Annotated in this window: 14 protein-coding genes; 6 read left to right on the plus strand and 8 right to left on the minus strand. The window is 66.1% G+C overall.

Annotation, left to right across the window (positions count from 1 at the left end; translation table 11 throughout):
* Positions 1–16 precede the first annotated feature (16 nt).
* Together A7G45_RS06705 and A7G45_RS06710 are read right to left on the minus strand one after the other, a co-directional pair.
* Complete coding sequence (locus A7G45_RS06705) at positions 17–1,597, minus strand: FAD-dependent monooxygenase (RefSeq protein WP_260935154.1); 1,581 nt, start codon at positions 1,595–1,597, stop codon at positions 17–19.
* An 81-nt stretch (positions 1,598–1,678) separates the two neighbouring features.
* Entirely contained in the window at positions 1,679–2,290 is a 612-nt protein-coding gene (locus A7G45_RS06710; protein WP_260935156.1) for a TetR/AcrR family transcriptional regulator, read from the minus strand.
* Between the two features lie 150 nt (positions 2,291–2,440).
* Here A7G45_RS06710 and A7G45_RS06715 point away from each other — a divergent pair, with 150 nt between their 5' ends.
* Positions 2,441–4,105, plus strand: a complete 1,665-nt coding sequence (locus A7G45_RS06715) for an alpha-keto acid decarboxylase family protein (protein WP_260935158.1) — start codon at positions 2,441–2,443, stop codon at positions 4,103–4,105.
* Here A7G45_RS06715 and A7G45_RS06720 read toward each other — a convergent pair.
* Positions 4,098–4,859, minus strand: coding sequence for an alpha/beta hydrolase family protein (locus tag A7G45_RS06720; RefSeq protein WP_043391812.1), 762 nt, complete (start codon positions 4,857–4,859; stop codon positions 4,098–4,100). The genes A7G45_RS06715 and A7G45_RS06720 overlap by 8 nt on opposite strands.
* 155 nt (positions 4,860–5,014) lie before the next feature.
* On the opposite strand from A7G45_RS06720, the gene A7G45_RS06725 reads away from it, so the two are divergent.
* On the plus strand, positions 5,015–5,908 hold the full coding sequence (locus A7G45_RS06725) for a mycobacterial-type methylenetetrahydrofolate reductase (protein WP_308204030.1): 894 nt from the start codon (positions 5,015–5,017) through the stop codon (positions 5,906–5,908).
* A 40-nt stretch (positions 5,909–5,948) separates the two neighbouring features.
* Here A7G45_RS06725 and A7G45_RS06730 read toward each other — a convergent pair whose 3' ends face one another.
* Complete coding sequence (locus A7G45_RS06730) at positions 5,949–6,356, minus strand: nuclear transport factor 2 family protein (protein WP_043402276.1); 408 nt, start codon at positions 6,354–6,356, stop codon at positions 5,949–5,951.
* Between the two features lie 664 nt (positions 6,357–7,020).
* On the opposite strand from A7G45_RS06730, the gene A7G45_RS06735 reads away from it, so the two are divergent.
* Positions 7,021–7,536, plus strand: a complete 516-nt coding sequence (locus tag A7G45_RS06735) for a MarR family winged helix-turn-helix transcriptional regulator (protein WP_260935163.1) — start codon at positions 7,021–7,023, stop codon at positions 7,534–7,536.
* A gap of 44 nt (positions 7,537–7,580) precedes the next feature.
* On the opposite strand, the gene A7G45_RS06740 is transcribed toward A7G45_RS06735, so the two are convergent.
* Positions 7,581–8,168: a TetR/AcrR family transcriptional regulator gene (locus A7G45_RS06740; protein ID WP_260935165.1), complete on the minus strand. Its 588-nt coding sequence runs from the start codon at positions 8,166–8,168 to the stop codon at positions 7,581–7,583.
* A gap of 112 nt (positions 8,169–8,280) precedes the next feature.
* Between A7G45_RS06740 and A7G45_RS06745 the strand changes: the two genes are divergently transcribed.
* Together A7G45_RS06745 and hrpA are read left to right on the plus strand one after the other, a co-directional pair.
* Positions 8,281–9,519 (plus strand): oxygenase MpaB family protein, encoded by a 1,239-nt coding sequence (locus tag A7G45_RS06745; RefSeq protein ID WP_260935166.1) that lies wholly within the window; start codon positions 8,281–8,283, stop codon positions 9,517–9,519.
* 93 nt (positions 9,520–9,612) lie between these two features.
* Positions 9,613–13,533: an ATP-dependent RNA helicase HrpA gene (gene hrpA, locus A7G45_RS06750; RefSeq protein ID WP_260935168.1), complete on the plus strand. Its 3,921-nt coding sequence runs from the start codon at positions 9,613–9,615 to the stop codon at positions 13,531–13,533.
* Between the two features lie 49 nt (positions 13,534–13,582).
* Here hrpA and A7G45_RS06755 read toward each other — a convergent pair whose 3' ends face one another.
* Both A7G45_RS06755 and A7G45_RS06760 read right to left on the minus strand, forming a co-directional pair.
* Positions 13,583–14,680, minus strand: a complete 1,098-nt coding sequence (locus A7G45_RS06755; protein WP_260935170.1) for a hypothetical protein — start codon at positions 14,678–14,680, stop codon at positions 13,583–13,585.
* Complete coding sequence (locus A7G45_RS06760; protein ID WP_260938023.1) at positions 14,677–15,252, minus strand: TetR/AcrR family transcriptional regulator; 576 nt, start codon at positions 15,250–15,252, stop codon at positions 14,677–14,679. Before A7G45_RS06760 ends, A7G45_RS06755 begins: the two co-directional genes overlap by 4 nt.
* Before the next feature lie 108 nt (positions 15,253–15,360).
* On the opposite strand from A7G45_RS06760, the gene A7G45_RS06765 reads away from it, so the two are divergent.
* Positions 15,361–16,524, plus strand: coding sequence for a sulfotransferase family protein (locus tag A7G45_RS06765; protein ID WP_260938025.1), 1,164 nt, complete (start codon positions 15,361–15,363; stop codon positions 16,522–16,524).
* On the opposite strand, the gene A7G45_RS06770 is transcribed toward A7G45_RS06765, so the two are convergent.
* Positions 16,521–18,320 (minus strand): CocE/NonD family hydrolase, encoded by a 1,800-nt coding sequence (locus A7G45_RS06770; RefSeq protein ID WP_260938027.1) that lies wholly within the window; start codon positions 18,318–18,320, stop codon positions 16,521–16,523. The two genes, A7G45_RS06765 and A7G45_RS06770, sit on opposite strands and share 4 nt — an antisense overlap.
* Positions 18,321–18,386: the final 66 nt, after the last annotated feature.

The following is an 18,386-nucleotide window of genomic DNA, read 5'->3' on the forward strand; positions in this document are numbered from 1 at the left end:
TGCCGTGGCGTGAAGGTCACCTGCTCTGGCCGGATCGGATTCCGAATATGTCGGCCAGCACCCCCGACAGCGTCGCGGCCGGATCAGGGGGCAACGTCTCGGCACGCCACGCGACGAACGCATCCGGTCGGATCAGCAGGGCGCCGTCGGTTTGCAAGCCGGTCGCGGCGAGCCACGCCGGCCGATCACTTGCTGGAATCGTCTGCACAGCAACGCCTTCCGGTGCAGCACGATGCCAGCTGCCGGTGTCGTCCGAGGTCAGGAGGGCGCACTCGGTGCCGACGAGATCCAACGTGGAAACGCGGCCGCCTTGCAGCCACACGTGTGGCATCCGGGTACCCGGCTGTCCGCGCAACTCGGTGACGAGCTCGGGTTGCCCCCCGCTGGGTGGGGTGTCGGCGATGACGGCCGTCGACCGGTACCGATACCCCGCCAACAGCGCGAACATCGGCTGTTCTTCGTCGACGTCGAAGCCCGAGGGGGCATCGAAGTCCAGGGTCGCGAGGATCGGTCCGGTCAGCGACTGCCGGCTGCTGAACATCCCTACCGGATGCCGTTCGTCGTGATAGGTGGCCAGGAGTGCAGGGTCGGCGCGGCCCTGCAGCGCAGCGGCCAGTTTCCAGGCCAGATTGTCGGCGCTCTGGATCGCGACGTTGGCGCCACCGGCCCGGAAAGGCGGCATCGCATGGGCGGAATCGCCGACGAAGAAGGTGCGGCCGCACAAGAATGACGCGGCCACCCTTTGGTGCGGCTGCCACGGTGCGACGTCGATGATCTCGATGTCGATCGGCTCGCCCACTGCCGCCAGGATCAGGTCTCGGCAGCGTTGCTCGGTGAACTGGTCGGCGGACTGCCCACGCTGCGGAAAGTAGGTGGTGATGAACAGGCAGAGATCACCGTCCGCCGGGACGAAGATGCCGTCCACCCTGGTGTTTTTCACTTGCACGCTGGCACCGTCGCCGAGGTGCGGGACGAACTGGAGCCAGGGGCCGCGGAAGTAGATGAACACCACGTAGATCGGCAGCGTGTCGAGGCCGGTCGTGTGGACGCCAAGGGTGCTTCTGATGCTGCTGTGTACACCGTCGGCGGCGACAAGGTAGTCGGCGCGTATCGCGGTTCTCTGGCCGGACGCGATGTCACGCAGCACAGCGCTGACTCCCGATGCGTCCTGGTCGAGGGACGCCAGTTCGGTGCCGTACCGGACTTCGCCGTCACGATTTCTGATGTGGCGCAGAAGGATCGGCTCCAGCCGACTCTGTGGACAGTATTGGACCACCGGTTCAGGGCTGAGGTGGTCCAGCCCGGCGAAGATGGCGCCGATGTCGAGGGCGGGCAGTTCTTCCGAACTGTTCAGGGCCGGCTTGATCACCATGTCCGCGGTCTGGGCGCCGACCGCGTGCACCTCGGCGGACAGTCCCAACCCGCGCAAGATTTCCAGCGTGCGGAAACTCAGGTTGCGGGCCTTCGGATAGCGGAAGAGCTCTGGCCGCTTCTCGACGACGAGGGACTCGACGCCGTGCTTGGCCAGCAGGGCGGCGGTCGCCAGCCCGGCCGCACCGGCTCCGACGATCAGGACGGGCGTGCGTTGGGTAGTCATCGGGGCCTCCCGAGTTTGAATGGAACTAAATAGTTCCGTTCAACGGTGACACGGTTTCCGGCCAGGTGCAAGCCCTGACGGTCAGGAAGGCGACGCAGTGGCCAGCGGCAGCACCACGTCGTCCAGCACCCGCCGGACGTAGATGCGGTCGATGGGGCGCCCGGAGATCATCCGCAGGATGTTGAGCCCGAGGACTGCGTCGGGCAACAGCGTCAGATCGCGCGCGGTGGAGATCTCACCGCGGGCGACGGCCCGATCGAGGATCGAGCGCAGTACTTGGCGCGGCACGCTCAGCACCAGATCGTCGAGGGCTGCCGACAGTACGGGGTCGCGCATCGCGGCCGTCGCGACACCGACCACCACGCGAATCGTGTCAATGTCCTTGGCGTCGTAGTCGGGAACAGCATCCACCAAGGCGTCCAGGTCGCCGCGCAACGAGCCGGTGTCGGGGGCGGGTGGCGTCCCGAGCGAGCGCCGCCAGTGCGCGATGGCCTGTGCCACGACCTCGCCTTTCGACGACCAGCGCCGGTAGATCGCCGCCTTGCCGACCCCGGCGCGCGTCGCCAGGTCATCCATCGTCATCCGGTCGTAGCCCAGCTCGGTGACTGCCGCCAGGGTCGCGTCGAGGATCGTGGCCTCCAGCGTCGGATCCCAGCGACCGGCCGCACGCTTGGGGGCTCGACTGGTCGGCATGGGACGCTCCTGGTTTCAGCGGAACAAGACAGTTCCGCAACTGTAGAGCGACTCCCCGTCGATGTCCGCGATCTCGCCAGCCTCTCTGCGTCGAACGCCGGCGATGATCGGCCGATACCATCGCAGTACCCGCGAATCCAGGAGGCCGGCATGCCCGAATACACCGTCGGTGACTACCTGCTGGACCGGCTCGCTGAACTCGGCGCCACCGAGATATTCGGGGTCCCAGGTGATTTCAATCTGGAGCTGCTCGACCATGTCATCGCGCATCCGGATATCCGGTGGGTCGGCAGCGCCAACGAACTCAACGCCGGATACGCCGCCGACGGCTACGGGAGGCTGCGGGGGATGGCGGCGCTGATCACCACGTTCGGCGTCGGGGAACTGTCCGCCGCCAACGCGATCGCGGGCAGCTACGCCGAGCACGTGCCGGTGGTCCACATCGTCGGCACCCCATCCATCGACGTCCAAGGCTCCCGCCGGGTGATCCACCACTCGCTCGGGGATGGCGACTTCGACCACTTCCTGCGTATCGCCCGCGAAATCACCTGCGCACAAGCCAAACTCGTGCCGGCCACCGCCACTCGGGAGATCGACCGGGTGCTGTCCGAGGTGCATGAGCGCAAACTGCCCGGCTACCTGATGCTGGCCACCGACGTTGCCCGGTTCCCCGTCGAACCTCCGACCGGACCCCTGCCGCGGTACACCAGTGGCACCAGCCCGCGGGCGCTGTCGCTGTTCACCGCGGCCGCTGCCCGCCTCATCGGCGAGCATCAGCTGACGGTGCTGGCCGACCTCCTCGTGCATCGACTGGAAGCCGTGCCGCAGCTGGAGGCACTGCTGGCGGCCGACGTCGTCCCGCACGCCACGCTGATGTGGGGCAAGAGCCTGGTCGACGAGTCGGCGGCCGAGTTCCTCGGCATCTATGCGGGCACCTCCAGTCAGGAGTCGGTCCGCCGGGCCATCGAAGAGGCCCCGGTGCTGGTCACCGCCGGGGTTCAGTTCACCGACATGGTGAGCGCATCGTTCACACAGCAGATCGACCCCGCGCGGACCATCGACATCGGCCCCAACCAGAGCGTCGTGGCGGGTGAAGTCTTTGCACCACTGGACATGTCAGCGGCGCTCGACGCGATCACCGGCATCCTGAAGGGCCGCCCCACCCGGTCGCCGGCGGTGCCCCAGCCCGTGCCTGATACGTCTGACGCGGTGCTGACACCGGATCAGCCGCTGACGCAGAAAGCTCTGTGGGACAAGGTTTGTGGCGCCCTCACCCCGGGCAATGTGGTCTTGGCCGAGCAGGGCACGTCCTACTACGGCATGGCCCGACACCGACTGCCCAGCGGCGTGGCGTTCATCGGTCAGCCGCTATGGGCGTCCATCGGCTACACGCTGCCGGCCGCGCTCGGCGCGGGCCTGGCCGAACGGAACCGTCGTCCGGTGTTGCTGATCGGGGACGGTGCCGCACAGTTGACGATTCAGGAACTCGGCCAGTTCGGGCGCGAAGGCGTGCCCGCGGTGGTGATCCTGGTGAACAACGACGGCTACACCGTCGAGCGGGCGATCCACGGTCCCACGGCCCCGTACAACGACATCGTCAGCTGGCGGTGGCGCGACATTCCGGCAGCGCTCGGCATCCGAAACCCGTTGTCCCACCGGGCCACCACCTGCGGAGAGTTGGACGCCGCCTTGGCCGACGCGGCAGCACACCCGAACGATCTGGTCTTCATCGAAGCCGTGGTGACCGCGCTGGACGTGCCGCCGCTACTGGAGGAACTCGCCGAGGCAATCGCCAAGGCGAACGAGGCTACTTAGCTCCCAGATAGGCGTCGGCCCAGGCGCCGATGATCCGTCCCGCTCGCTTGGCCTGGCCAGGTCCGGTGAGCAGGTGCTCGGTGCCCTCCAGCGAGACGAAGCTGCGCGGGTGCCGGGCAGTCCGGAAAATCTCACTGGCGTTCTCGATGCCCACGGTGTTGTCGGTCGGCGAGTGCAGGATCAGCAGCGGCAGGTGCAGCTCCTTGATCTTGCTGTGGAGCTTGGCCGCGCGGACATCCTCCACGAAGTCGCGCTTGAGGGTCAGTTCACGCCCGCCGACCATCCACTGTGCGCTGCCGTTCGCGAGCACGCAGTCGAGGATGTCGTCGTACTGCTTCTCGACATGCGACGGGTCGATGGGTGCACCGACGGTCACCACCGCGCGGACTCCGGGAGCCTGCCGCGCCGCGGACAGGACCGACGCCCCGCCGAACGAGTGCCCGACCAACAACGCCGAAGGCGTGCCGCGCTCGGTCATGAACTTGCACGCCTCGATGACGTCGTTGGTCTTGTGGGTGAAGGACCCGTCGCCCCAGTGGCCTTCCGAGTCGCCCAGCCCGATGGCGTCGAAGCGAAGCATCCCGATGCCGTCGGATGCCAGCTGCTTGCAGATGCGTGCCGCGGCGGGGGAGTCCTTGCCGAGCGTGAAGCCGTGGGAGAAGACGCCCCAACCGCGCGGGGTGCCTTCAGGTAGGTCGATGATCCCGGCCAGCATAGGGCCGGTGGAACTCTGGAACTTGACGCGTTCAGCCACGGGACGGGTTTATCACGTGTGGCAAGCCGGACGTGGCCGATTCTTTGCTGGAGGCCATCGGTAGGGTGGAGGTTTCACGGGAAACACGGCCTGCGGGTCGTAGCGGTCAGTGACGCCTGCGCCCCGTATGTAGTCCTGAGATCCGGAGCAGAGTCGTGACCCTGAACACCATCGCCTTCGAACTGGTCCCGCCCAATATTGAGCGCGGTCCCCAGTTTGCGGTCGACGAGGCGCACAAGGTGCTGCTCAACGCCGCGGCCGTCGGCCTCGAGGGCCGTATTCGGCACGTGATGATCCCGGGGATGATCGAGGAAGACGGCGATCGGCCCATCGAGATGAAGCCGAAGATGGACGTCTTGGATTTTTGGCAGTTGATGAAGCCTGAGCTGGCGGGGATGCGTGGGTTGTGTACCCAGGTGACGTCGTTTTTGGATGAGGATGCGCTCGGCAAGCGGCTGAGTGTGCTGCAGGATGCGGATTTCGATGGCATCGCGTTCGTGGGTGTGCCGCGCACCATGAGCGACGGCGACGGTACGGGTGTGGCCCCGACCGATGCGTTGACGATCTACCGAGATCAGGTGCCCAACCGCGGTGTCATCCTGATTCCGACGCGTGACGGCGAGCAGGGGCGCTTCAATTTCAAGATCGAGCAGGGCGCCACGTACGGGATGACGCAGCTGCTCTATTCGGACACCATCGTGGGGTTTTTGAAGGAGTTCGCTGCGACCACCGAGCATCGGCCGGAACTTCTGCTGTCGTTCGGGTTTGTGCCGAAGATGGAGTCCAAGGTCGGTTTGATCAATTGGCTGATCCAGGATCCGGGTAATCCGTTGGTGGCCGCGGAGCAGGAGTTCGTGACGCGGCTGGCGGGTGAGGAGCCGGCGGTCAAGCGGTCGTTGATGCTCGATCTGTACAAGCGGGTCATCGATGGGGTCGGTGAGTTGGGTTTCCCGATCAGCATCCATCTGGAAGCGGCGTATGGGGTGTCCAAGCCGGCGTTTGAGACGTTCGCGGCGATGTTGGACTACTGGGCACCCGACCAGCCCTAGCCTTCTCCGGCGAAACCGCGTTTCGGCAGACCTTGGGCGCTCAGAGGGAGCGGTTGCGGACCATGGTGAGTTTTCGACGGTTGATGCGCCACCCTTCGCCGGTGCGAACCAGTTCGTCGTCGTAGAAGCCGGTCGCATTGACGTCAGATGTCTTGTGTGGCTTGGCGTCTCGGGCAATCAGCAACACGTCGACGTAAGTACGGGCGGTGGCGGTATCGCCATCGATTTCGATGGCGTGATTGCTCAGCCGGTGCAGCGTGTGCTCGAACGGCACGTGCACCTGGATCATGTAGTCCGTGACGCCATCGACTCCATGCCACGACCCGATCTGGCCGTAGTCCAACACGCAGTCAGCGGTGAACACGGAGCGAAACAATGGCCAGTCCTGCCGGTCGATGCCGGTGGCGTACCTGGTCAGCAGGTCGATGATGTCTTCGCGGTCGGCCATGGGGTTCTCCATTCGGGTGCGCAACGGGCGGCGACTTTGAGACTACGTAGCTGCACCCATGCCTCCGGACGAACGGACAGCATCGGCGGGCGTCATACCGCTTGGCATTGAGGGAGTCCTTGGTTCCGCACGATGCGCGGTGTCGCGCGCCCCGCTGGCCGGATCCGGGCGGGGCGCCGGGCTTTCGGCACGGTTTGTCGATGACTGTGGAGTACCGCCGGCGGTCTGCTGCGCGCTGATCGACGTCGCCGGTTGCGACCGCGGTATGGCGCCAGGCGCCATCCGCTGCGCGGGGCTCACCGGAGCGGTAGAGATGCGGCCGTCATTGTTCTGCGCGCTGAGTGAACTGGTCGGCTCGGGGCGGTCGATCACGGGGCCGGGATGGGGTCCCTTCGCCGCGGACGGCGCAGCCATCGCGATGGACAGAGCCGATAGTCCGACGGCGCCTGCGGCTATGACGCGAACGACGGAGTGGTGGAGCTTGTGCTGACCCCGGGTGCGCGAACTGGCGCTGGTGTGGTCGGTGCCTGTGGTGTTCATGTCATCGCCTTTCGTCCAATACTTGCTCGAACAAGTACTTTGGAAAAGCTATTCCAACAGGGACTATTATCTGGATCAGTTCAGTTATGATGGTTGAACAACTAACTGACTAGGGAGTGCGTTGATGGCAACGGAGAGCGCGGACGGTGGGGAGACCTGTGAGGCGCTGGCATCGCCGACGGCGGCCCGCAGCGGCCCGGTCAGTCATGCGGTCTTCCAGCTCACGCGGCTGACCCGAACGATCGTTGCGACGCTGCTGCGCCCGCTCGGTCTGTATCCGGGCCAGGAGCTGGTGATGATGTACCTGTGGGACCGCGGCCCGCTGCGGCAGACGGATCTGGTGCGCCTCACCAGCTCCGACGCCCCCACGATGACGCGCATGATCCAGCGACTGGAGCACGCCGGGTTCGTGCGTCGTTTCCCGAGTCCCGAGGACAAGCGTGCCCACCTGGTGGAAGCAACGCCCGCCAGTCGCGGATTGCAGCAACAGATCGAAGACGTGTGGAGGCAGCTCGAGGAGATGACCGTCGGCGGTCTGAACGATCAGGAGCGGGACACGGTTCTGCGCGTCGTCGAAGGTCTGGGGCATCGGCTCGCCGGTGCCGCGTTGGGCTCCGGCCGCGATCTCCTCGCCCCGTGATGTCGGAGTGTGTTGCTGCTTGCTGAAACTGGTTCAGCCCCAGCCTAATTGGCTGTCTGGTCGGTCGTCGTGGTGGTGTTGTGGACCATCATGTAGGACGACGTGAGCGCGGCGAGTTCATCGAGGAATTCGTCATGGTCGATCGCGGGACGGTCGAGCACATATCGGATGGTCAGATGCTCGACAGCGCGGACGGCGATCCAGACTCGGGTATCGGCGTGGCGGGTGGGCTCTGGGCGCATCCGCAGATGGGCGATCGCGAGCTCACCGACGCGCTGTTCGAAATCGGCGATCTTGCTACCCAGGCCGAGCCGGGGAGTGTGTTCGATGAGCGCCCGGAGCATCTCGGGTTGATCCATCATTGCGTCGAGCAGAATCGCGATGAGTTCGCGCAGGGAGCTGACGTCTTCGGGTTGGCCGACCTGCGCCACGAGGCGCGTGGTCACCGTGCGCAGGACGTGGTCTGTGTAGTCATCGATGATCGCCGCGATGATGGTGTCTTTGTTGGGAAAGTACTGGTAGAGGGACCCCGGACTGATACCGGCGACCTCCGCGATCCGGTTCGTCGTGGCTCCGTCGTATCCGCGATCGATCAGCACCTGCCGACCGGCGCCGAGGATGCGGTCAACCATCAAACGCGAGCGTTCCTGTCGCGGTGTACGTCGCGGAACCCCTGACGTGCTGTTCATCGGGCTGTCACGACACGAATTGTATGCGAGTAAATGCTCGTGTCAGCATTTGAACATGGCCCCATCGACTCAAGAACAACGGCGTTCTGTTCCCGCTCGGCATCCTGAGCAGCCCCGCGATGTCCCGGCTTTGGTGCGGACGCTCGTGCTGCTGCTGGGTATCGGCAACCCCAACGCCGAGCAGTGGGAGCGGCTCGGTCAGCGGCTCACGGTCGGCGACGAGCCGGCGGATCGCCTCGTCGAGTGGATGGTGACCACCGGGACACAGCAGGCCCGGACCCTGTTTGATCTGGCCCTGGCCGAGGGCATCACCAACGTGCCCGATGCGCCGGAGCCGTTGCGGGAGTTCTTCACTCAGATCGAGGACACGCCGGACTGGGTCGACCGCGACAAGTTGCGTATCGGTGCGCGGACCTTGCGCCGAGGCGGCGCTGATGGGATGTACATCGCGCGCGATGTGTCACTGCTGGGCGGCTATCAGTTCTCCGGCTTCAACAAGACGCTGCTGCGCACCGGTGCTTTGGAGAAAGGGTCCAACAAGCGTTTTGCTGAGACCATGCAGTGGGCCCTGGATGTCATCGCCGAAGATGGCCTGGAACCGCTCGGGGTGGGTTACCGGTCCACGGTCCGAGTGCGGCTGATCCACGCGTTCGTGCGCCGCCATGTCGCGGCGATGCCGGACTGGCGAGCCGACGAATGGGGTATGCCGGTCAACCAGACCGATATGGCCGCCACCCTGGTCGGCGCGCTCATTGCGCCGCCTGCCGCATCCATCGGCATGGGATTTGTGTTCTCGCCGGCTGAACTTGACGGTCTTGCGCACCTGACCCGGTATGTCGGGTGGTTGATCGGTGTGCAGGATGAGTGGCTGCCTCGCAGCTTCCGTGACGGCGTCCGGATTCTGTATCACACGCTCACCGCATTGGCCGAGCCCGACGAATCAACGAAGCAGTTGGCGATGCCGATGGCTGAGGACCCGCTGGCCTGGCACTACCGCGTCCTACCGGGCTTGCGTCGCCGCATCGCACAGGTCCAGCACCTGTCTGTCACCAGTGCCTTCCTGGGACCACGCGCGATGCGGAACCTGGGCCTGACTTACGTGCTGCCGTGGTACCCGGTAGTGCGCATCCCGGTAAACCTGGCTCTCAGTGTGGCCGCCCTGACCCTGCCCGGTGCAATGGCCCGCGCTGACGTTCGTGGGCAACGCGAGCAAGAAGCGTTGCTACGCACCATGATCGGCGACAGCGCGACAACGATCGGAGAATCGGCCGCGCACGTCAGCCGTGTTGCATGACAGCGGGCGTTGCTGCGAATTCGAAGAGTGCCAGGGTCCTCGATCTCTGAAGCCAACCGACCGTGCTGCAGGTCACCACCTATCCTGGGACTGGTGTCCGACCTTCAGCTGCGCGATCTGCGTGACCGTCTCGATGGGCTGACCATCCGTGACGCCGCGCGGCTCGATCGCCGGCTGAAGAATCTGCGAGGCGACACCCCCGAGAAGATCGCAGAACAGATCGCCGCGGCGGAGGGCGTGATCGCCGGCCGTCTCGCGGCGGTGCCGGCCATCACCTACCCGGACCTGCCGGTCACCGACCGGCGCGCGGAGATCGCCAAGGCCATCACCGAGAACCAGGTGGTGATCGTCGCCGGCGAGACCGGGTCGGGCAAGACCACGCAGCTGCCCAAGATCTGCCTGGAACTCGGCCGCGGCATCCGCGGCACCATCGGGCACACCCAGCCGCGCCGGCTGGCGGCCCGCACCGTGGCGCAGCGCATTGCCGACGAAACCGGCACCCCGCTGGGCGGCGCCATCGGCTACACGGTGCGCTTCACCGACCAGGCCAGCGACTCGACCCTGGTCAAACTGATGACCGATGGCATTCTGCTCGCCGAGATTCAGAGGGACCGGCGGCTGCTCCGGTACGACACCCTGATCCTCGACGAGGCCCACGAACGCAGCCTCAACATCGACTTCCTGCTCGGGTATCTGCGCGAGTTGCTGCCGCGGCGCCCCGATCTCAAGGTCATCGTGACGTCCGCGACCATCGAGCCGGAGCGCTTCGCCAAACACTTCGGCGGAGCCGAACATGGACACAGTTTCGACGCCCCGATCGTCGAGGTCTCGGGCCGCACCTACCCGGTCGAAATCCGTTACCGGCCACTGGAAGTCCCCGTCGCTGCTGACGACAGTGACGATCCCGACGATCCTGACCACGAGATCGTCCGGACCGAGACGCGCGACCAGACTGAAGCGATCGTCGACGCGGTGCGCGAACTGGAATCCGAACCGGCCGGCGACGTACTGGTGTTCCTGTCCGGCGAACGTGAAATCCGGGATACCGCAGAGGCATTGCGTGACGCGCTATCCGGCGACGTGTTCCCGACGGAGATCCTGCCGCTGTACGCCCGGCTACCCACGGCGGACCAGCAGAAGGTCTTCAACGCCAAACCGGGTGGCCCGCGCCGGATTGTGTTGGCCACCAACGTCGCCGAGACGTCTCTGACTGTCCCGGGTATCCGGTACGTGGTCGACCCGGGCGCCGCCCGCATCTCGCGCTACAGCCGGCGCACCAAGGTGCAGCGGCTGCCGATCGAACCGATCTCACAGGCCTCGGCCGCCCAGCGGTCCGGCCGGTCCGGCCGTACGGCACCCGGTGTGTGTATCCGCCTGTATTCGGAGGACGACTTCGCGTCTCGGCCCCGGTACACCGATCCGGAAATCCTGCGCACCAACCTGGGTGCGGTCATCCTGCAGATGGCGGCCCTTGGACTGGGCGACATCGAGGCGTTCCCGTTCCTGGATGCACCGGACGCGCGCAGCATCCGCGACGGCATCCAATTGCTGCAGGAATTGGGCGCTTTCGACGCGAAGGGTGCCATCACGGACGTCGGTCGCCGGCTGGCCCGGCTGCCGTTGGACCCGCGGGTCGGCCGAATGATCCTGCAGGCCGACACCGAAGGCTGCGTGCGCGAGGTGCTGATCCTGGCGGCCGCGCTGTCGATTCCCGACCCGCGGGAACGGCCGTCGGACCGGGAAGAAGCGGCCCGGCAGAAGCATGCCCGCTTCGCCGACGAACATTCGGACTTCGTGTCCTACCTGAACCTGTGGAACTACCTGCGCGAGCAGCGGAACCAGTTGTCCGGCAGCGCGTTCCGTCGCATGTGCCGCGACGATTTCCTGCACTATCTGCGGATTCGCGAATGGCAGGACCTGGTCGGCCAATTGCGCAGCATCGCCGGCGATCTCGGCATTCGGGAGTCCGGTGACGATGCAGACCCGGCGCAAGTACACACCGCGCTGACCGCCGGGCTGCTGTCGCACGTCGGGTTGCGGGAAGGCGAGACGCGGGATTACCAGGGCGCCCGTAACTCTCGGTTCGTGTTGGCGCCGGGCTCGGTGCTGACCAAGAAGCCGCCCCGCTGGATCGTCGTCGCGGACCTGGTGGAAACCAGCCGGCTGTTCGGCCGCATCGCGGCTCGTATCGAACCCGAGACTGTCGAGCGGGTCGCCGGAGATCTGGTGCAGCGCACCTTCAGTGAGCCGCACTGGGATGCCCGCCGTGGTGCCGTCATGGCGTTCGAACGGGTGACGCTCTACGGGCTGCCGTTGGTACCTCGCAGGCGGGTTGGATATGCGCAGGTGGACCCGGTGGTCGCGCGCGAGCTGTTCATCCGGCACGCGTTGGTCGAGGGGGACTGGCAGACGCGGCACCATTTCTTCCGAGACAACACGCAGTTGCGTGCCGAACTGGAGGAGCTGGAGGAACGCGCCCGCCGCCGTGATCTGCTGGCGGGCGACGACGAGGTCTACGCCTTCTATGACCAGCGCGTGCCCGAAAGTGCCGTGTCGGCGCGGCATTTCGATGCCTGGTGGAAGAAGCAGCGGCATGTGACGCCGGACCTGCTGACCATGACCCGCAGCGACCTCCTGCGTGCGGACACCGATGCCGATCAGCCTGACAGCTGGCAGACGGGCGACTTGTCGCTGCCGCTGAGCTACCGGTTCGAGCCGGGGGCTGCTGATGACGGTGTCACGGTGCATGTCCCGGTCGAGGTGCTGGCCAGGCTCGGGGGCGATGGTTTTGCCTGGCAGGTGCCTGCGCTGCGTGAGGAGTTGGTGTCGGCGTTGATCAAGTCGCTGCCCAAGGATTTGCGGCGCAACTTCGTGCCGGCGCCCGACACGGCACGGGCGGTACTGCCGGACCTGAACCCCGGCGACGGCTCGCTACTCGAGGAATTGCAGCGTGAACTGCGCAGGCGCAGTGGCATTCTGGTGCCGATCGACGCTTTCGACCTGAGCAAGATTCCCGATCACCTGCGGGTCACGTTCGCAGTCGAGAAAGACGGCACCGAGGTGGCGCGCGGCAAGGACCTGGGTGCGCTGCACGACAAGCTGGCCGGATCGGTGCGGCAGGCGGTTGCCGGTGCCGTTGCGGGCGATCTGCAGCGGACTGGTCTGAAATCCTGGCCCGAAGACCTCGCCGAATTGCCTCGGACAGTGGAGAGCTCGGCCGGCGGCCACACGGTGCGCGGATTCCCGGCATTCGTGGATACCGGTGCGGCGGTGGATATCCGGGTGTTCCCGACGGTGGCCGAACAGGCCGCGGCCATGGGCTCGGGGCTGCGACGGCTGCTGCGGCTCGCCGCACCGTCGCCGGTCAAGGCAGCTGAACGCGGGCTGAATCCTCGTGCGCGACTTGCGCTGTCGAGTAATCCAGACGGTAGCCTGGCCGCGCTGCTGGAGGATTGTGCTGACGCCGCGATGCGGGTGTTGGCGCCCAAACCGGTCTGGACTGCCGCTGAATTCGCGTCGCTACGTGACGCGGTCGCAGCCAAGTTGGTCCCGACGACGCTCGACGTCGTCGGCCGCGTCGAGCGGGTGCTGACCGCCGCGCATGCGGCGCAGGTTGCCTTGCCCGACAAGCCATCTGCCCTCCAGGCCGACGCGGTCGCCGACATTCGGGCGCAGCTGGCTCGGCTGTTGCCTGTGGGATTCGTTGCGGCTACGGGTGTCACGCACCTCGCCGATCTGACCCGGTACCTGACCGCGGTCGGCCGGCGGCTCGAGCGATTGCCCCAGGCTCCGGCCGCGGACCGCGAACGGATGGATCGGGTCTATGCCGTCGAAGACGCATACGACGAACTGCGGCAGGCACTTTCACCCCTACGCTGCCAGGGCGACGACGTCCGCGACATCGCCCGGCAGATCGAGGAATTGCGCGTCAGCCTCTGGGCCCAGCAGCTGGGCACCCCGCGGCCGGTCAGCGAGCAGCGGATCTACCGGGCGATCGACGCCGTCGTCCCGTGATTTGTGCACGATTTTCCGCGGTCGGCGCGGAAAATCGTGCACAAATCCCTCAGGAAGGTGAGGTGGGGGCATCCGCGATCTTGACCAGCTGCACTTCGGGCCGGTCCGGCACCTGATCGGTGAGGAACCACCGGAATGCCAGAATGCCCTGCGGATAGCCCAGAGTGGTCAATGAATTCGGGTGCGCGGTGGTGCCGCCGGACAGGACTACCGTCACCGTGCCGTCCGAGTTGGGCACCGCGCTGTACCCGTTGACCGAGCTGCGGGCGTCACGGACACCGGGGTTAGCCATGAACTGGTTCCACACCACCAGGTTCCAGAACCGGCACGCCGGCGGTCGATGGGTGATGACGAGTGCTTCGTCCTCGGCCAGCACGAAGCTGCCGTAGGAATAACAGGCATCGCGCGCCGACCAGCCGAAGTTTGCGTCCGGCACTTGGTAGGGCGCGGCGAATTCGTTGGCCGAGTGGGCGACGGAGTGGCCCAGGGAAGTCTCGTCGGGCCGGGTGCCCACCGGCATCGGCATGATGGCGAACAGTGTGCGGAGCCAGGTGGCGCTGGCCCGTAGCGCGGCAGCGGTGGCAACGTCGTTGTGCCGCAACGGCTCAGGTGCGTCGAGTGCCTCAATGTGCCAGGTGGCCGCGCGGCCGGTGTCGGGGTCTGCTTGATAGTCGCGGGTGAAGAAGACCGCGGCGTCGGGCAACGGCCCGATCTCGAAGGAGAAGTTGCCCTCGTCGTCGAAATCCATGTCGTCGTCCCGGATTATCGCCACCACGCGGTTGGACCAGGCGCCAGGGGAGGGTTCGTTGTACGCGGTCAGTGACAGATAGACGCTGTCACCCTTGTTGCCGCTGATCCGGTAGCGGCCCTGCGGGTCGATCGGGCACATGTAGTAGTGCGCGTCGGTGTTGTCGCCGCCCCAGCGACGGTCATGCCGGAACGGTGAATTGACCACGATGAACTGTGGCCGGCCGGGCTCGGGATACAGGTAGCAGTCGAGCGCCACGCCGAGTCCGGTGGCGAGCATCCGGTAGCCGTCGGCCACCTGTCGGTCGTCGGTGACCGCGCGTGGACCCTCGAGGAATGAGGTGTCGAGCTCGCGAATGGTGTCAAGGAGTTCCCGCCAAGCGGCAGCGGATTCGGTCATGCGCCAATACCTTTCAGAATCAATGTGGTGTTGCGGTCGATCCAGTCGTCATCGGGGGCAGCGCCCCGCGTGAGTGCGGCTAGCAGTGCGATACCGGTGATGACCTCGGTCAGGTCAGCGGAGGTGACGTCCGCGCGGAGTTCGCCGCGCGCTGCGGCGGCTGCGAGGCGGGCGTGCAGTTCGGGTCCCAATGCATCGGCGAACCGGTCCAGCAGAGCGCTGTGCAGGGTGGCGTCGGCGGTCATTTCGCCGAGCAGTCCGGGTAGGGCGGCGCGAGCCGCGGGAGTGCTGAACACTGCAACGGTGCCGCGGACCATGGCCCGGACATCGCCGGCCAGCGACCCGGTGTCGGGCAACTCGGTGGCGATGCCGGCGGGGAACACGGCCTCGTGGACGAGATGTGCCTTGCTGGGCCAGCGCCGGTAGATCGCCGGCTTGCTGGTGCCGGCCTGCTTGGCGATGGCGTCCACCGACAGCGCGGCATAACCCACTGCGCCGAGCAGCTCTGCCGTGGCGGTGAGCACCGCGTTGTCGATGCGTGAATCACGGGGGCGGCCAAGTTCTTTCATCATTACGAAACTCATAGTAACATAAGTAGTGTGACTGACACCACAGATGTAGTCCGGCTCGATGACCTGGCCGAACCCACTTTCACGGCCGAGGCGCAACAGTTCCGCGACATGATGACGATGATGGCGCCCGACTGTCCGCTCGACGCGGCTGCGCTGCACGCCAAGGCGAGTATTGACACCGGGCTCGACGACTTCGGCCCCGCCGACTACCGAGAGCGCCTCGACGTGCTGCTGGCCGCGCTCCGGGAGATCGATGGCTTCAACGGCCCCGGCATCGTGAACTTCTACAGTCAACTACTGCAGCTGCTGAAGAACCGGCTGCTGCTGACCGATCTGTTGAAGCGTCACCCCGAGATTCACGATATCGACCTACTGCCACCAGTCGTGATCGTCGGGCTGCCACGCACCGGCACGACGCACCTGCACAACCTGCTGGCTGCCTCCGGGACCTTCCGGACTCTGCCCTATTGGGAGTCGATGGAGCCGTTCCCGCTGGCTTCCGAGATCGGTATCGAGCCGGACCCGCGGCGCACTCGGATGGACGTCGCCGTCAGCGTGATGAACATCGTGATGCCGCACTTCCCGCTGATGCACGAGATGACCACCGACCATGTGCACGAGGAAATTCAGTTGCTGGCCAACGACTTTTCCACGATGTACTTCGAGACCTTGGCGGACGTCCCCGCCTGGCGTGACTACTACGAATCCCACGACCAGACGCCGCACTACCGGCACATGGTGACCCAGCTGAAGGCCTTGCAGTTCCTGCGCGGTGGCCGGCGCTGGTTGCTCAAGTCGCCGCAGCATCTCGAACAACTACCGGTCCTCAACGCCGAATTGCCCGGCGTGGTCGGCGTTTTCACACACCGCGATCCGGTGCCGGTCGTGCTGTCGATGATCGCGATGATCACCTACTCGGCGCGTATGCACCGCAGCCCGGTTCCGGTCGAACACATCGCGGCGTACTGGGTGCAGCGGCTGGAGCACATGCTCGCGGGCCTGGTCCGTAACCGGGAGATCATCGGCCGGGACCGGTCCATCGACATCCGCTTCGACGATTTCATGGCCGACGATCTCGGCGCCGCAGAAAGCGTGTTCGCCCTTGCGGAGGAACAACTTTCGGAAGTCGAACGCAGCAAGATGGCGGATTACCTGGCCGCTCATCAGCGCGGCCGGCTGGGCCGGGTCGAGACGTCTTGCGAGATGTTCGGGCTCGACCCGGATGACCTGTTGGCCCGCTTCGCGCCCTACACCCAGCGGTTCCTCAGCTAGGGCTGCTCCATGGTCACCGGATCGGCCAGGGGCACCACCAGGTGCGAGGCGTGGATACCGCCTTGGGAAATCCGGTAGACCCCGCCGGCCAGTGCTGCCCGCTGCGGGCGGGTCGGCACGAGATGCGGGAAGTCGTAGGTGGTGACGGTCAGCCGTAACCGGTGGCCCGGGGCGATGATTGCAGCCGTGGGAAAGATCTCGATGTCGTAGCGGGTCAGCTCACCGGGGACGACGGGCTCGGCCGCCGCCTTGGTGCTGAAGTGTTGCGGCCGCAGCACCGTCCCGTCGGGCAGCACCCAGCTCCCCTCGGGATCGAGGGCACGGTGTGAACCGAGGAGCGCGCCTTGCGTCAGCGGCCGGCTGACGCCGTCAGGGGAGAGGTCGTCGAGGTGTGCGACCCACAGGGTTTCGGTGCGATCTGCAGTGGCGAAGATCGTCAGCCCAACCGGCCCGGCCAGCAGTTGTTCGGTGTCGAACGCCTCGCTGGTGTAGGTCAGGGCCTGGCGCTGCAGCCGGGTGTTGTCCTGGTCGTAGCGGACGCTCCGGCCCGTCTGCGAGACCATGAAACTGCCCATGCCGAGGCTCCACTGCTCCAGGCTGCGCCCGGAAACCGGTCCGCGAGAGAGGTATTGCAGCGTGGCGGTCGACTCGTCGGTCGACGGCGTGGCATGCAGGCCGCCGCCCAGACCGAGGTAAAGCCGGGCCGGTCTTGCTTCCGGGAACGGATAGGCGTTGGTGCGGAACCACTTTGAGCTCCCGATGGCCCGGAACCGCACGGGCTGACCGGTGACGGCCGCGGTGCCGTCGTCTTTGAGCCAGTAGTCGAACCAGCGCAGCTGCAAGGCCTGCAGATGCTGGCCGTCGAGATCCGAGACGTGATACCACGGGCCGGCCATCAGCTGGAACTTGTCGGAGACCGGCTGGTCGGCAGTCATGGCAGCGCCGGCGGGGCGGCCGGCGAAAGTGTTCTGCAGTGCCGCGTAGTTCAGCGGCGCACCGCGTTGAAATGCGTCATGCCAGCCGGCCACGAGAAACACCGCGACGCCGTTCTCGGCGATCTTCGGCACCACGTCCGCTGGGCGCATGGTGTCCCAGAAGGCGCCATCGAATGCGGTATCGCCGCCGGCCACCGCGTTGTCGATCAGGCTCTTGAAGTAGGTGCGCTGGTCGCGGCCCCGCTGCCGCACGGCGGAAATGCCGCCGGCCCTGGGCCTTTCATGTCCACCGCGATGCGCGAACTCCAGCGCCGGGTTGATCACGTTCAACAGCGAGTAGGTGGCGCCGTAGGCGCGGACCGTACGCATGTGCGGGACGCCGCCCATGGTGACGACGTCGCGATAGAAGTCGTTGGCGGCCATCGCCGGGAAGATCGCCTTCAGCGGCGAGCCGGGTCCCACTGCGGATGCGGTCATCAGCTGGTTGATGGCCAGATACGAGATGCCGAACATGCCGACGCGGCCGTTCGAGTTGGGCAGCGCCGCAGCCCAATTGACCAGATCGACGCCGTCCTGGACCTGCTCGGGTCCCAGCATCTCGAAGGAGCCGCCCGACACACCGGTGCCCCGCACGTCGGCCATCACCTCGATGTAGCCACGGCGAATCAGATACGGTGTTGCGCCGCCGCCGATTTGGGCAGCCGGAGGGGGTGCCTTCTTGCCGTACGGCGTCATCGACAGCAGCACGGGGAAGGGCCCGGCAGCGGGCTCGCCCGTCCCCGGATCGGTCGGATAGTGGATATCCACCCGCAGCGTGATGCCGTCACTCATCGGCACCGCCACGTTGTGGTGGACACCGATGCCGTACTGCGCCGGCGGGGCTTCCCACGATGGCAGTAGCGGCGATGGACTGGTCTTGCGTGTGCG

The sequence above is a fragment of the Mycolicibacterium llatzerense genome, from assembly GCF_025331195.1.
Lineage (GTDB): Bacteria > Actinomycetota > Actinomycetes > Mycobacteriales > Mycobacteriaceae > Mycobacterium > Mycobacterium llatzerense.

Coding starts and splice junctions, on each gene's coding strand:
- A7G45_RS06755 (WP_260935170.1), bottom strand. CDS start 14,680: ATGACCGAATCCGCTGCCGCTTGGCGGGAACTCCTTGACACCATTCGC.
- A7G45_RS06710 (WP_260935156.1), bottom strand. CDS start 2,290: ATGCCGACCAGTCGAGCCCCCAAGCGTGCGGCCGGTCGCTGGGATCCG.
- A7G45_RS06735 (WP_260935163.1), top strand. CDS start 7,021: ATGGCAACGGAGAGCGCGGACGGTGGGGAGACCTGTGAGGCGCTGGCA.
- A7G45_RS06760 (WP_260938023.1), bottom strand. CDS start 15,252: ATGATGAAAGAACTTGGCCGCCCCCGTGATTCACGCATCGACAACGCG.
- A7G45_RS06765 (WP_260938025.1), top strand. CDS start 15,361: ATGATGACGATGATGGCGCCCGACTGTCCGCTCGACGCGGCTGCGCTG.
- A7G45_RS06705 (WP_260935154.1), bottom strand. CDS start 1,597: ATGACTACCCAACGCACGCCCGTCCTGATCGTCGGAGCCGGTGCGGCC.
- A7G45_RS06715 (WP_260935158.1), top strand. CDS start 2,441: ATGCCCGAATACACCGTCGGTGACTACCTGCTGGACCGGCTCGCTGAA.
- A7G45_RS06745 (WP_260935166.1), top strand. CDS start 8,281: ATGGCCCCATCGACTCAAGAACAACGGCGTTCTGTTCCCGCTCGGCAT.
- A7G45_RS06730 (WP_043402276.1), bottom strand. CDS start 6,356: ATGGCCGACCGCGAAGACATCATCGACCTGCTGACCAGGTACGCCACC.
- A7G45_RS06740 (WP_260935165.1), bottom strand. CDS start 8,168: ATGGTTGACCGCATCCTCGGCGCCGGTCGGCAGGTGCTGATCGATCGC.